A 13,528-nucleotide genomic window follows, 5' to 3' on the forward strand; every position below is an offset into this window, starting at 1 on the left:
CGGTCCTCACGCCACGCTTACTGGCGTGGCGTGATCATCGCATCATCGAATGCGCTACCGTCCTGAACTTTATCGGGTGCGATCTGGATGATTGGCGCGGCGCCACCATCGTGCCCAACAATGAGCAGTTCACGGCCCAGGAGCTTCCGGGATGGAACGTTGGCCGCTTCATGGCGCGCATACGGTCAGCACTCAACCGAGAAGGCGCGCGAGATGCCTGCGGCTATCTGATTGGCTACTTCCACTGTGACTATGACCCCACCACCGGCTTGTTCAGTCCCCACCTGCCCATGCTGCTGAAAGGGGAGATGATCGAGGTCGTGGATCGCCTGCGCACCCGCACCAAGTACCGCAGCGTGAAGGCCGGAGCGTCCCCAGAGTCCCCGGTGAATTTGCCAATCAAGATTGATCGCCGCCCGATCCAGAATGCCGTCTCAGCGGTGACCTATCTTATGAAGTCGTACTGGCCGGCCATCGCAAGTGGGGACAGTGGGGACGGCCGGCATGTACGCTATGGACGGCGCTATAGCATCCCTGAACCGATCCACACCAAGGTTCTGCTGTGGCTCCACAAGCACCGGTTCGAGGACCTGCGTCTTCTGATCGGGGTTCGCGACACCACCCGGGGCTTGGCGCCTACGAAATAGCTCAACATTCGTACACGAACTTAATGGCGAGACGCGGTGTTGCGGTGTCTGAACCCATAGTACCGGTGGGCTAATGCCAATTAGCAGCTGATTAGCTTTTAACGCTGTCACGCGGCCATTGGCACACGCCTGCACCCTTCATCAGCGCTGCCTGGCCGCTGAGCTTCGCATGCTTATCGCTGGGGAACATGGGGACTCTGGGGACAGACCACGACCGTGGTCTCGCCATCACATCATGATGGGATAACTTACCATGGCAAAACACATCGATACTATCCAGAGCGCCGTTGCATCTTCCGGTGCCAAACTGGCGCATTTCAAGTGTAACGACGGCACTGAGCTGTGGCTGCCTCGAAACGTCCTTTCATTTCCTCAGCCTAAACTTCTACGGCGGCTGCAAGCAGAGGGTCTGATTGTCCACGGGAAACAGGAGCGCGATTGCCTCGCACAATGCTTAAGCGAGATCACACCATATCACGGACCCGCTCCGATTGATCGATCTGGCTGGAACGGTCCGAACTTTGTCATGCCAGACCGTTGCGTCTTCTCTGCTGCCAGCACTCCGTCCGGCCCCGTCATCTTCTCGCCACGCTTCCCGCAACCTTCGTTCCGTTGCAGTGCCGAGGAGTGGCGCGCGAACGTCGGCGAGTTGCTCACCGGCCAGTCGGTCCTGATGTTTGTGGCTATGGCCGTTCTTGCGCCTCCCTTGCTCGACATCATCGGACAGACCGAGGATCTGCTGTTTGAGTTGATCGCTCCCTCCCGAAGCGATCAGAGCCTTCTCGCTCAAATCGTTTTCTCGGTGAACGGTGTCGTGTCGTCGCACGGGGTACCCGGCGTGATCCCTTTCGATCGACTGCTGGCCGACCCTAACCGCTATCGCGACGAACATGCAGATTTGTTGCTGCTGGCCAACGATGTCGAACTCTCCATGGCGGCTGACGGAGCGGCCCGGCGCGGCGCCAACCTACGTTCCTTCCTCTCTGCGCCAGCAGGGACAACACAGCGAAAGGCTCAGCTGACTCTGCTGCTAGGAAGCCGCAGCTTGGCTGAGCTCGTAGGCGAGGAGACCGAGATCGGACAGGAGGTACGGAAGCGCTCCATCTCCATCGCGCTCGGCGGCGAACGACCTCTGGGCATCTTCAACCGGTTGCCAGATGACGCAGCCAGCGCCAGCGAACTGGCGCAGCGGCTAACGACGAATTCGCGGCTCTATTATGGTCGCGTTGTCGGTCAGTTCATCCGTAAGCTTGTTGATGAACGAACCTCTCATCCACTCGCCCTAAAGGCTGAAATCGACGAGGACATCGAAAGGTTCTTCGACCACGCAAAGGTTGATCGAAACGACTTGACGGCAACGAATATCGCCCGGTCCTTCGCCATCGTCTATTCTGCCGGTAGACTAGCGCGGTCTTGGAAAATTCTGCCGTCGGCGTGGAATTGCGGACCGGCAGCATTGGCGTGCTATTTCATGCGCCGCGCCGGTCAGCCAGCATGGCCAAGCTTCACCGATCTGCTGCAAAAGTTGGCCGCAGATCGGAGCGCTGTGCACTTGGGCGACGGGTATGACGAGCCTTCGAACGATGCTGTCGCCGCGGCAGAGGTTTTCGTGCGGCACTCTGCCAATGTTCGGCAGCTCATGATCCGCACGAACGCAATCGCGGGCAAGATCCCCTACTGGCAAACACGTCGCACGACGCCGGAGGTGATCAACACGATGATTAGGGATGTCGACAATCCCAGCCCGAAACGTCGCTTGCCACATGAAGGACAGGTGAGGATGTTCGTTTTCCAGCTGTAGGCTTCGTCTTGAACATCGCTGCCGGCACACTTGGCAATATGTACCGGCAGCGTTGTTCACCAGCGGCGCAGATTGGCCATGGATCACCGACCATGGCGTCAAAATCGCTGCTGAGTGCCTGCGTACCTGCTGCGCATAACGGACGGAAGCGGTCCGTTCACCGGTGATCGACTCCGCAACATCGCAAGGTGGACCACGGTCGAGGGCGACGTGCCCGACCATTCGACCTTCTCCAAAAACCGGCACGGCCGCTTCCGCGACTGCGACCTGCTGCGCCGGCTGTTCGAGGCCACGGTGGCACGCTGCATGGCCGAGGGCCTGGTTGGCGGCGAAGGCTTCGCAGTCGATGCCAGCCTGATCCGGGCCGATGTCAGCCGCCAGCACACGGTTGATAATCATGACGATCTGCCGCCGGGAAACGGCAGCCACCCGGTCCGCGAATATCTCGCTGTCCTCGACGATGCCGCGTTTGGAGCGGCGACACCGGTCGTGCCCAAGCAGTTGGCGGTTGCCGATCCGGCCGCACGCTGGACCGCGGCGTCGCGTGGGCGGGCGTTCTTCCCCTATTCGACCAAATATCTGATCGACCTCGATCATGCCGTGATCGTTGACGTGGAGGCGACCACGGCGGTGCGCCAAGCCGAGGTCACCGCGCAGCGCCGGATGATCGAGCGCGCACACGAGCGCTTCGGCTTGCTGAGGTCACAAGCAGAGAGTTTAGAACCCCGAGAAGGCACGCCACTCGAAAGCATTGGAAGGTATCTCGTGAGGAGGGCACAGGTGGTTCTTGCTCTCAACATGATCATCGGCGAATGCAGCTCTCCGTCGCAGCCGAGCGGATGTCGCGCGAATAGGTGACGCGACCATCCGTTTATGATGGGCCTGTGACGATCATCTCGGCTTCACGTGCGCGAAATGGTGCTGGGAGGACTGCGGCGTAAGGATGTCAGGATGCACCATACCGCCATTTGTTCACTGAACCCCATTATTGCGCTCCGCCTTTTCGATGCGCACTATCGCGATGAAAATGACCCAAACGGAGTAACGTGGGGTCGCAAAGGTCGGGGGCTTCATGCGTTCACTGATTTCGGAATTCTCTTATGGGTTCGCTTTGACCCACGAGTTCGTCAAGGCGTTGCGTACCTTACCTTTGCCGCACGTCAGCAACGTTCAACTCGTCCTCGAGATGAAACAAGTCAGGAACGCATGCTAGCAGTTTAGAATTGGGCGATGACAGACAGTAAACACACCCGAATTGCTATCTACGATCTCGATCGCACGATCACGAGCCTGCCCACGTGGACGCCGTATCTGCTGTTCGCAGGTTGGCGCCTGGGCCCAGCGCGTCTGCTGTTGCTCCCAACGGTTTCGCTGGGCGCTTTGGCGCGCGCGCTGGGCGCAATCGATCGGGATCAGCTGAAGGAATTGATGCATTCGATGTTGCTGGGCCGCGCTGTGCCGGCCAAGCGGCTGGCTGCCGTGTCCGACGCATTTGCTGACTGGATTGTGGGCCATCATCTGCGTGATGGCGCATCGGCTCAGATCGCGGTGGATCGAGCAGAGGGGCGGCAGATCGTGATCGCCACGGCAGCGCACCGCTTCTATGCTGAGCCGATCGCCCGGCGACTCGGAGTGGCTGACCTGCTTGCCACGCTGGCGCAGCGCGGGCCCGACGGGCAAATTCTTTCGCGGCTGGATGGACTGAATTGTTACGGCGTCGCCAAGCATGCGATGATCTCCAGATGGTTCTCGCAAACCGGGTTGAACCGGCAGACCACGCACATCAGGTTCTATTCGGACCATGCCAGCGATCAACCGACTTTCGAGTGGGTGGACGAACCAGTCGCGGTAAATCCCCATGCACCGCTCCGCCGGCTGGCGACCGAACGGGGGTGGCAGATCGTGGATTGGCGACGCTAGGCCTTGGCAAACCGCCCCATGATCGAGGTGGCGGCGCGGCGCGAGGCGGGTTGATCAGTAACCGAGAAGGTCGCGGCAAAGGCGGCTTCCTGTACGCCGCGGTAGCGAGCGGGTGTCGCGACGGCGCGATCCAGCGCTGCCGGTAGATCGGCAAGATCGGCGACGACATCGCCCAGGCGCCAATGCGCAAAGGCGAGATCATTCTCCCACGCGAAGCGGGCGGCGTTTAGGTGGATCACCGGGCGCGGTCGATGTATCCATTCATAGACTTGGCTGCTGGCGTCCCCGAGATAGATGTCAGCGGCGCGCGTATAGGTCATATCTACTGAAGCCTCACTGCCCATATCGATATGGATATGTGGCAAACCGGCATATCGCGCTGCGAAGTCGCGGCGCCAGCGGACGACGCAATGCTCGACGGATGCGTGAATGCGGCGCTTGGCGAGCATCACGTGCGGTGCGACGATCAGATTGAATCGTGACTGAGCGGCGAACGAGGCAAGCACTCCCTCCCCCATCGTGTACCAAGAGGAGAGCTTCGGGTCGAAGTGCGGGTTGTAAAGAACTGTTGGCCGGTCGTCCTGGAATAGTCGCGCGGGCGGGCTCGGAGCGATTGTATCAAACTTTGGATAGCCGACAATTGCGTGGTTTTCAGCGGTGATCAGACCGGCGGCCAGCATCCGTTCCTGTACCTTTAGGCCCGATAGGAGAACGAGATCAAAGCCGCGCATCACGGGGCGGAAGCCGACCGAACGATCGCCGGCGCCGTGCGGGATCCAGACGAATTTCGGGCCGACCAGCCCGAAACGATCACGCAGTAGGAGTGAGGTGGTCTCGGGTACTACAAGCACGTCAAGTGTGGCGAACATCGCCAGGTTCTCGCGCAGGGTTGCGAGCCGACGGAAGGGTGCGACAAATCTCAACGCGCGATCAAGCGCAGCAGCTAGCGGGCCAACCTGCAGCGATAGGAAGCTGACGTTGGCTACCACTGAACCCAGCAGGGCACGGACCTGCTGCTCCTGCGCAGCTGAGGACGTGAGCACGACGGCTTCAACACCGGGGAAGCGCGCCATTTCCGCAATCACCGGGGCAGTATGGCGAATCTGGTGAAGCGCGTCGTGGTTGAAGAGGAAGCCGACCTTCATGCCGCGGACCGGGACCGGAGGAAGGAGATCACCGCTTCTGCGGCTCGGGCTGCAGCGCCGGGGCTGGTATCACCCAGGCTCGCCCGCGCCATCGCCTGTTGCCGATCGCGATAGAGCGTGTGGCGGGCGGCGGCAGCGCGGATTGCGGCCATGAGTTCCGCCGGGTCATCGACTACATCGCCTAGGTGCCAGTGTGCGAAACTCGGGTCATCCTGCCAGTCGATGCGGTTTGCATTGAGGAACACGCAGGGGCGCGGCGTCGCCAAAAATTCATACACCTGGCTGCTGACATCGCCGACATAGATGTCTGCAGCGGCCGCGTAACTCATGTCGACCGAGCGGTCAGACCCGGGATCGACCAGAACGTTGTCGGTGCTCCGGGCGCGCCAATGATCGCGCAGAGCCTCATTCTGGCGACGGAACATCTTGATGTGCGGGGCGACAATGAGGTTCATCGATCTGTCGGCGGCGAAGCCAGCGAGCATCGGCTCGATGAAGCGCTGCCACGAGGTCAGCTTCGGCTCTTTGTGGGCATTGTAGAGGATCGTTCGGCGCGGGGCACCGAATGGGAGCGTAGAGGTGCGATCGATGCGATCGGCCGTCTCCAGCTTCACCGAGCCGGTGAGCGCATACCCGCCGTCGCGGACCAGACCTGCTTCTAGCATACGGGCAGCCGTCTTGCGCCCGGCGAGAAGCACGAGATCGAACGCGGCGATGCGCGGGATGAAACCGCGCGCGCGGTCACCGAAACCGTGCGGACTGTAGATCAGGCGCGGGTGCGTGACACCCAGCCGGCGGAGTGAGGCGACGGTGTTCTCCACCGCAAATATCGCGTCGTAGCCGTTAAGCTCAGCTGCGTTGTCGCGCATTACCATGTCCTTGAACATGCCGAGCCGCTGCATCCGCTGCAGCGCGCGCGTCAGCGACGATTTGCGCAACGCGCGGGTTTCGATGGCTGGCCCGCCCCAAGCCGCGGTGATCCGCGACAGGTGATGAGGGGTTGCCGGATCGTTATAGTAGTTGACGACGGTCACCCCAGTGCGGCGTGCCAACTCCATTGCGATCGCCGCGCCGTGGTAGCACTGATAGGCTTCTGCGATATAGAGGAAGGCAATCCGCATCTGTCGGCCCATAGCGCGGCCGCGCCTGGAACACAGCCATTGACGCCCCCCATCGACGCAATCACCCCCTTTCGCCGCGCGTTGCGTAATGTCGGCTGGCTGCTGACAGGAAAGGGCGTCGCAGCGGTGCTGAGCATCGTCTACCTGGCGCTCGCCACCCGCTCTCTCGGGGTGGCCAAATTCGGGCTGTTCACGCTCATTCTGAGTACGGCTCAGGCGGTGGCCGCGTTTGTCGGCTTCCAAACGTGGCAGATCGTGGTCCGTTTCGGCATGGCGCATCGCTTGGCCGGGCAGCAAAATGCATTGGCGCGGCTGGTCCGCTTCTGCCTGGCGCTCGACATTGCGGGCGCGATCGTCGGTGTGGCGATCCTGGGCGCAGTGCTGCCGCTGATGAGGGCGAGTTTCGGCTGGTCGGCGGAACTGACGCGTCAGGCGTTTGCCTTTTCGGCAGTGTTGCTCCTGTCAGTACGGTCGACCGCGGTCGGCATTCTTCGCTTGCATGATCGCTTTGCAGTGGGCGCTGCGGCCGATTCGGTAACCTCGATCGCGCGCTTCATCGGTGCGGTGATCGCGGTGTTGCACGAAGCGACGATCACCGGCTTTCTGATCGCGTGGGCGGTGGCCGAGCTGCTGACGGCCGCGGTTTACTGGATCGCCGCGATGCGGGTGGCGCCCGGGACATTGCGACACTGGCGCGGCACGCTGGCGGCCGCAAGGGAGACGCCCGGGCTGTGGCATTTTGCGTTTGCCACTAACATGAATGCAACGCTGAATACCGCCAGCCGGCAGTTTGTGGTGGTGCTGGTCGGCCTACTTACCGGCGCGGCGGCGGCGGGCAATTACCGGCTCGCCTATCAGCTAAGCCAGTCATTGGTGCGCCTGGCGGACTTGTTCGCGCGCGGGGTCTTCCCCGAAATGACCCGCGTCCACGCCAGCCCGCGCGCCGAAGAGCTGAGGACCTTGATCCGGCAATCCTCAAGATTGGCGGTGGGCGTGGGACTTGCGACATGCGTGCTGGTGCCGCTGCTCGGCCAGCCAGCGCTGCGCCTGATCGCGGGTGAGGCGTATCTGGACGCCTATTGGGTGCTGGTGCTGCTCGGGCTTGCGGCGGGTTTGGACATCATGGCGGTGGGGTTTGAGCCGGTACTCCTAGGTACCGGACACGCAGCACGAGCTCTTCGCATACGCATCGCGGCAACGTTGATCCTGTTCGCGGCGGTAGGCCTCCTCATGCCGTCGCTTGGCATTCTGGGCGCGGGCGCGGCGTCGCTGATTGCCTCGGGTGTGGCGCTGCTGGCGTTTGTTCTCAGCGCGCGGGCGGTGGCGCGGGGGTAGCGGGCGTCGTCAGGCCGAGGCTACTGGGTTCAGCTAGGCGATTGCCATTCAAGCGAGGGTTTATCGCTTAAGACATAGCGTTCTCGCAATCGTAGGGATCGCTACAATCATGCCATCTTTTGGCTCTATGGAGGTGTTCGTCGGTCGTACCAACCGGTTGTTACATTTTGATTTTTAGGCGTTTAGCTTTCTATGAGAATGTTCTCTCCCCCGGGTATTTCGCTAGATCGCAAGGCCAGTGCGCGCGCAGAGGTGATGGGATGGTCGTCTGCCACCGGACTTGCCGCACTGCCAAATGCGTCGTTCTCCTTCGCAAGCAGTGGAGTGCGGGTGGGGATCATCTCCAATCCTCGGAGCCGGCGCAACTGGACGGTGAACCTGAAACAGAAGATCGGCCCGGGCGTGCTCGCGGCCGCACCAACGACCAACGAGGAACTGACCCAGGCTCTGCGGTCATTTGCGACGCATAATCTTGATCTGCTGATCATCGATGGCGGCGACGGGACGGTGCGCGACGTGATCAGCGCTGCCGCCGCGATCTTCGGCGAGAGCCTCCCTCCGCTGGCGCTGTTGCCATCCGGAAAGACCAATGCGCTGGCGCTGGACCTCGGAGTGCCGCTCGGCTGGAGCGTGGAGAGTGCGATCGCCGCCCATACCATCGGCCAGGTGCAGACGCGGCGCCCCATCGAGGTTTCTCGCGATGGCGAGACGCCCCTGCGGGGCTTTATCTTCGGAGCGGGCGGCTTCGTGATGGCGACTGAATTTGCGCAACGCACGCACCGCTTCGGGGCCATTGACGGACTTGCCGTTGGCTTATCGCTGATCGGAGCGGTGGCTCAGACGTGTCTTGGCGGTTCCCACAACCGCTGGCGGTTGGGTGACAGGGTTGAGATCTTCAACCACGCCACAGGCGAGACGAGCGTTCGCGACTTCTATCTGCTGCTTGGTTCAACACTTAGCCGCTTGCCTTTGGGCATCAAGCCGTTGGGTAAGGCACGAGCAGGGTTTGACGTGCTCGCCGTTGACGCGCCGCCGCGCTTGCTACCGCTTTCGGCCTGTGCCGTGGTGATGGGGCGTGAAGGCGGCTGGCTCGAGCGGCTGGGTTATCACCATAGTCACAACGTACCCCCGGTTAGACTGACGCTGCAGCAGGGCTATATTCTCGACGGCGAGCAATTTCCGGGCGGTACGATCGAGTTGCGCACAGGAACACCGATCCGGTTTGTGACGCCATGAACGCGCTTCGTAGCTTCATATCTGCCGAGATGGACCATGAAGTACCACCGGAGGTGGTCCGTGCCGGAGGTGTGATCGCTTGCCGGCTGGGCGGCGTGGCAGCGCTGTTCTACGGATCGGTGCTCCGAACGGGCGACCTTGATGGATTGCTCGATTTCTACGTACTTCGCGACCCTAATACGCACAGCGGGGTCATGGGCCGACTGTTGTGGCCAGACGTCAGCTATCACGAGATCAACGTCGGCGGGAAGCTGATCCGCGCCAAGGTGGCGTCAATGCCGATCGACGCCTTCGAGAATGCGGCGAGCGGGCGGACAATCGACACCACAATATGGGCGCGCTTCGTCCAGCCCGCGGCTCTCGTGTGGGTCAAGGACTTCGGTTCCAGACAAAAGGTCATTGACGCTGTTGCGAGCGCGACGTCGACTGCTGCTGGCTTTGCGGCGCTTCATGGACCGGAGAAGGGCGGGCCGTCATCGTACTGGCGTGCCCTGTTCCGCGCTACCTACGCCGCCGAATTGCGCGTGGAAGCGCCGGGGCGTGAGGATCAGATTATCGGCCACAGTCGTGCGCGCTACGATGAGCTTTTGCCGCTGGCGTGGCGGCGCGGCGGCATACAATTCACTAAAGGAAAGGGCGAACTCGCCCCAAGGATGAGCGGAGACCAGATCAATGCGCTTGCTGCTGCCTGGCTGCAGTCGCAAGCTGCGGGCAAGTGGCTTAACCTCGCGCGCTTGCTGAAGGCAGCCTTCACCTTCGACGGCGCAACCCGATACGCGGTCTGGAAGATCGAACGACACACAGGGCTCCACGTGCCGTTAACGCCGTTTCGGGAGCGCCATCCGATAATGGCCGCCCCCGGCGTCCTGTGGCAATTGTGGCGGCATTCGGTGGCACGATGATTCCGTCAAGCGTCGTGCTAGCGGGGTCCCGCGACGGCACCGATCCCGTGGCGGTCCACGCCGGCGTTTCCGACAAGGCATTGATCGCGTTTGGCGAAGAAACGATGCTGGAGCGTGTCATCATGGCGCTTCGCGCGGCTGGCATCGGGCATGTGTCAGTGGCCGCGAATAGTCCGGCGGTACTGGCGGAGGCAGAGCGGCATGGAGCAATGCCCTTTCCTGCGGCCGCTGGACCGAGCGCCAGCACTGCTAACGCGTTGGAAGAACTTGGCGCCCCCCTGATTGTCACCACGGGCGACCATGCGCTTCTCAATTCTGAATGGATACGGGACTTCGTGGCCCGGGTGCCTGATGGGGCGGACGTTGCGGTCCTGCTCGCCCGACGTGAAGCGATCGAAGTGGCAGCGCCAGGCTCGCGGCGTACCTATCTGCGTTTCGCCGATGGTGATTGGTCCGGCTGCAACCTCTTCCTGCTGGCGACGCCACGCGCAATCGATGCAGTTCGGCTTTGGCAGGCGGTGGAGCGTGACCGCAAGCAGCCGTGGCGGATCGTCAGGCGCCTCGGGGTCCGCTTGCTGCTACGTTATCTCACAAGGCGGCTGACGCTGGTGGAGGCGATCACGGCGCTGGGGCAGCGCGCAGGTGTCTCGGCAACGGTGGTCGAATGCGCGGATGGGCTCGCCGCGGTGGATGTGGACAAGCCCTCAGACCTGAATTTTGTCCGGGCTTTTCTCGGGCGGGCTGATGATGGCACTGCCCGGTTGGACGACGTGAACGCCTGACCCAACAAAGTTGCAGCGTGTCGGTGAGCAACCGTCAGGCATGCTTCCGATCAGAGCCGATCACGCCAATTGCGAACGCGAAACTACCCGCCCATTTATTCGGCGCGCAGCACCGCAGCGGCATGAAACGGTGTGGGCCGCGGGAGTCGCGAGGAAGGGTAAGCGTGGCCTGAGGGCCGCCTTGCCCGTTTGGCCGTAGCCGGGATGCTTATCGTCTTTGACGAGGGCGCGGGCGGTGCGGGAAGTTTTCGGTTCTGAGACTGGTCGTACGAGCGCTCGTACGACTGGTCGTGTGGAGGTGGTCGGCCGGGTATCGGGCCGACGGAGCTGGTCGGACGCGGAGAAGCTGGAGATCCTGGCCGAGGCGTTCCGGCCGGGCGTGCGGGTCCGTGATGTCATCGCCCGGCGCGAGGTGTCGAGCAGCCTGATCTATACGTGGCGCAAGCAGGCGCGGCTGGGCAAGCTGGGCGGGGTCGCGCCTGCGCTGCCGGCATTCGCCGAGGTGCGCGTGGCCGATGTCGCCGCACCTGCGCCGCAGCCGGCGACATCCACGTCTGGCCTCATCTGCATCGAATTTCCGGGTGGCGTCCGAGTGAGCGTGGACGGGTCGGTGGACGCCGGCGCGCTGGCGCGAGTGTTGTCGGTGCTGCGTTGAGCCCCACGCCGTTGCCGACGCGGGTGTTCCTGGCGTGTGGCGTCACCGACATGCGCAAAGGGTTCGATGGCCTGGCGGTACTGGTGCAGCAGGTGCTGGCCCAGAACCCGCACTCGGGCGCGTTGTTCGCGTTCCGGGGCAAGCGGGGTCATCTGGTCAAGCTGCTGTGGTTCGATGGGCAAGGCCTGTGCCTGTTCTCCAAGCGGCTCGACCGGGGTCGGTTCGTCTGGCCGGTGACCGCGACGGGCACGGTGACGCTGACGCCGGCACAATTGTCGATGCTGCTGGAGGGCATCGACTGGCGTCGCCCAGAGCGGACGTTCACGCCGACGCTGGCGGGGTGAAAACGGCGGTTTTGCGGCGCTTTTTCTCGCCCGTCGATGCGTGATCTGTTATGAAATGCGGGTGCTGGAAGCGCCTGTTTCCCCTGCTGATGCCACCGCGCGGATCGCCGCGCTGGAGGCATCGCTCGCCCGGGCGAATGCCGCGCTCGCCGCCCGCGATCTGCTCATCGACACGTTGCGCGGGCAGATCGCCCGACTGCGGCGGATGCAGTTCGGTGCCTCCTCCGAGAAGTTGGGCCGCGAGATCGAACAGCTCGAGCTGGCGCTGGAAGAGCTGGAAACGGAGCGGGATGTTTCCGAAGTCGAGACTGCGGCGCCTGGAGTAGCGCCGCGCCTGGCACCGGTCCGCAGTCTGCCGGAGCATCTGCCGCGCGAGGAGGTCGTCCACGAGCCGGCGTCCGGTATCTGCACCTGCCCGGACTGCGGTGGTGCGCTGCGCCGGCTGGGCGTGGACGCGCACGAGATGCTCGACATCGTGCCGGTGCGCTGGCGGGTCGTGCGCAACGTCCGCCCCAAATACAGCTGCCGGTCTTGCGAGAAGATCGTCCAGGCACCCGCGCCGGTCAGCGCTGTGGCGCGGGGCAAGGCGACCTTCGCGACGCTGGCGCACGTCGTCGTCTCCAAGTTCGACCACCATCTGCCGTTGTACCGCCAGGCCGAGATGATGGCCGCGCAGGGGCTCGAGATCGACCGCTCGACGCTCGCGGGCTGGGCCGGGCAAGCTGCAGCACTGCTCGACCCGGTGGTCAGCCGTATCCGTGACGAGGTGCTCAAGGCCGACAAGATCCACGCCGACGACACGCCGGTGCCGGTGCTCGACCCCGGCCGTGGCAAGACCGCGACCGGGCGGCTGTGGGTGTACGCCGCCGACGACCAGGCGTCCGGCAGCACGACACCGCCCGCAACATGGTATCGCTTCACGCCCGACCGCACCGCGGCGCACCCGCAGGCGCATCTCGCCGGCTTTCGCGGCTTTCTCCAGGCCGATGCCTATGCGGGCTATGACGCCCTGTACCGCGGTGGCGTCACAGAGGTGGCATGCTGGGCACACTTCCGGCGCAAGGTGTTCGACCTGCACGAGCGCCTCTCCACGCCGCTGACCACCGATATCCTGGAGCGCATCGGCGCGCTCTATGCCGTCGAGGCGGAGGTGCGTGGTCAGCCGCCGGATGTACGCCGTCGAGCGCGACAGGAACGAAGCCAGTCGCTGGTCGACGCCTTGCGCGAGGTGCTCGACGCTGCCCTTCGCCGCCTGTCGCCCAAGTCCGACATGGCCAAAGCCATCGCCTATGGCACCAAACGCTGGCCGGCGCTGTGCCGCTTCCTGGGTGACGGGCGTCTGGAGATCGACAACAACATCGCGGAGCGGGCCCTGCGCGGCGTCGCCGTGGGAAGGCGCAACTGGCTGTTCGCGGGTTCGCGCGCAGGCGGCGAGCGAGCCGCCGCCATCTACACCGTCATCCAGACCTGCAAGGCCAACGGCGTCGACCCGCAGGCCTATATCGCCGATGTCATCGCCAGGGTCGCCGGCGACTGGCCCGCCACCCGCTGGGACGAGCTGATGCCGTGGAACTGGGTGCCCCAGACAGATCAGCCAACAGCCCAAGCCGCATAAACTGCGGTCCTCACGCCACGCTTAC

12 protein-coding genes and 1 pseudogene are annotated in these 13,528 nt (G+C 63.2%); 11 read left to right on the plus strand and 2 right to left on the minus strand.

The features are described 5' to 3' along the window. The 4 genes and pseudogenes from XM50_RS20325 to XM50_RS01040 all read left to right on the plus strand — a co-directional run. Positions 1-647 (plus strand): hypothetical protein (locus XM50_RS20325; RefSeq protein WP_046406656.1); only part of this gene is annotated, 647 nt, incomplete at its 5' end. Between the two features lie 253 nt (positions 648-900). After that, a complete protein-coding gene (locus XM50_RS01030) occupies positions 901-2,448 on the plus strand; it encodes a DUF927 domain-containing protein (protein WP_082102604.1) in 1,548 nt (515 codons plus the stop codon). A 198-nt stretch (positions 2,449-2,646) separates the two neighbouring features. Then, positions 2,647-3,144: pseudogene (locus tag XM50_RS01035) on the plus strand (IS5/IS1182 family transposase); the annotation flags it as partial. Positions 3,145-3,678: 534 nt separating this feature from the next. Further along, on the plus strand, positions 3,679-4,368 hold the full coding sequence (locus XM50_RS01040; RefSeq protein WP_046406659.1) for an HAD family hydrolase: 690 nt from the start codon (positions 3,679-3,681) through the stop codon (positions 4,366-4,368). Here the strand turns inward: XM50_RS01040 and XM50_RS01045 are convergent. Continuing rightward, a complete protein-coding gene (locus XM50_RS01045; protein WP_046406660.1) occupies positions 4,365-5,513 on the minus strand; it encodes a hypothetical protein in 1,149 nt (382 codons plus the stop codon). The genes XM50_RS01040 and XM50_RS01045 overlap by 4 nt on opposite strands. After that, positions 5,510-6,634, minus strand: coding sequence for a hypothetical protein (locus XM50_RS01050; RefSeq protein ID WP_046406671.1), 1,125 nt, complete (start codon positions 6,632-6,634; stop codon positions 5,510-5,512). Before XM50_RS01050 ends, XM50_RS01045 begins: the two co-directional genes overlap by 4 nt. A gap of 39 nt (positions 6,635-6,673) precedes the next feature. On the opposite strand from XM50_RS01050, the gene XM50_RS01055 reads away from it, so the two are divergent. From XM50_RS01055 to tnpC, 7 genes are all read left to right on the plus strand, one after another. Then, positions 6,674-7,969, plus strand: coding sequence for a lipopolysaccharide biosynthesis protein (locus XM50_RS01055; protein WP_046406662.1), 1,296 nt, complete (start codon positions 6,674-6,676; stop codon positions 7,967-7,969). A 330-nt stretch (positions 7,970-8,299) separates the two neighbouring features. After that, on the plus strand, positions 8,300-9,205 hold the full coding sequence (locus XM50_RS01060; RefSeq protein WP_164518999.1) for a diacylglycerol/lipid kinase family protein: 906 nt from the start codon (positions 8,300-8,302) through the stop codon (positions 9,203-9,205). Continuing rightward, positions 9,202-10,107 carry a hypothetical protein gene (locus XM50_RS01065; protein ID WP_046406664.1) on the plus strand — a complete coding sequence of 302 codons (906 nt, stop codon included), beginning with the start codon at positions 9,202-9,204 and terminating at the stop codon, positions 10,105-10,107. The genes XM50_RS01060 and XM50_RS01065 overlap by 4 nt, the downstream gene beginning before the upstream one ends. Then, positions 10,083-10,889 carry a nucleotidyltransferase family protein gene (locus tag XM50_RS01070; RefSeq protein ID WP_331386551.1) on the plus strand — a complete coding sequence of 269 codons (807 nt, stop codon included), beginning with the start codon at positions 10,083-10,085 and terminating at the stop codon, positions 10,887-10,889. The genes XM50_RS01065 and XM50_RS01070 overlap by 25 nt, the downstream gene beginning before the upstream one ends. Before the next feature lie 235 nt (positions 10,890-11,124). Next, positions 11,125-11,544, plus strand: a complete 420-nt coding sequence (gene tnpA, locus XM50_RS01075) for an IS66-like element accessory protein TnpA (RefSeq protein ID WP_046406666.1) — start codon at positions 11,125-11,127, stop codon at positions 11,542-11,544. Further along, the gene (gene tnpB, locus XM50_RS01080; protein ID WP_025292355.1) at positions 11,541-11,888 is read left to right on the plus strand and encodes an IS66 family insertion sequence element accessory protein TnpB; all 348 of its coding nucleotides are present in this window, start codon (positions 11,541-11,543) and stop codon (positions 11,886-11,888) included. The genes tnpA and tnpB overlap by 4 nt, the downstream gene beginning before the upstream one ends. A 55-nt stretch (positions 11,889-11,943) precedes the next feature. Continuing rightward, positions 11,944-13,503 carry an IS66 family transposase gene (gene tnpC, locus XM50_RS01085; protein WP_025292356.1) on the plus strand — a complete coding sequence of 520 codons (1,560 nt, stop codon included), beginning with the start codon at positions 11,944-11,946 and terminating at the stop codon, positions 13,501-13,503. Positions 13,504-13,528 lie beyond the last annotated feature (25 nt).

Origin of the sequence: Sphingomonas sp. Ag1, from assembly GCF_000980895.1 — a bacterium.
Classification (GTDB): Bacteria; Pseudomonadota; Alphaproteobacteria; order Sphingomonadales; family Sphingomonadaceae; genus Sphingomonas; species Sphingomonas panaciterrae.

Coding starts and splice junctions, on each gene's coding strand:
- XM50_RS01030 (WP_082102604.1), top strand. CDS start 901: ATGGCAAAACACATCGATACTATCCAGAGCGCCGTTGCATCTTCCGGT.
- XM50_RS01040 (WP_046406659.1), top strand. CDS start 3,679: ATGACAGACAGTAAACACACCCGAATTGCTATCTACGATCTCGATCGC.
- XM50_RS01045 (WP_046406660.1), bottom strand. CDS start 5,513: ATGAAGGTCGGCTTCCTCTTCAACCACGACGCGCTTCACCAGATTCGC.
- XM50_RS01050 (WP_046406671.1), bottom strand. CDS start 6,634: ATGCGGATTGCCTTCCTCTATATCGCAGAAGCCTATCAGTGCTACCAC.
- XM50_RS01065 (WP_046406664.1), top strand. CDS start 9,202: ATGAACGCGCTTCGTAGCTTCATATCTGCCGAGATGGACCATGAAGTA.
- tnpC (WP_025292356.1), top strand. CDS start 11,944: ATGCGGGTGCTGGAAGCGCCTGTTTCCCCTGCTGATGCCACCGCGCGG.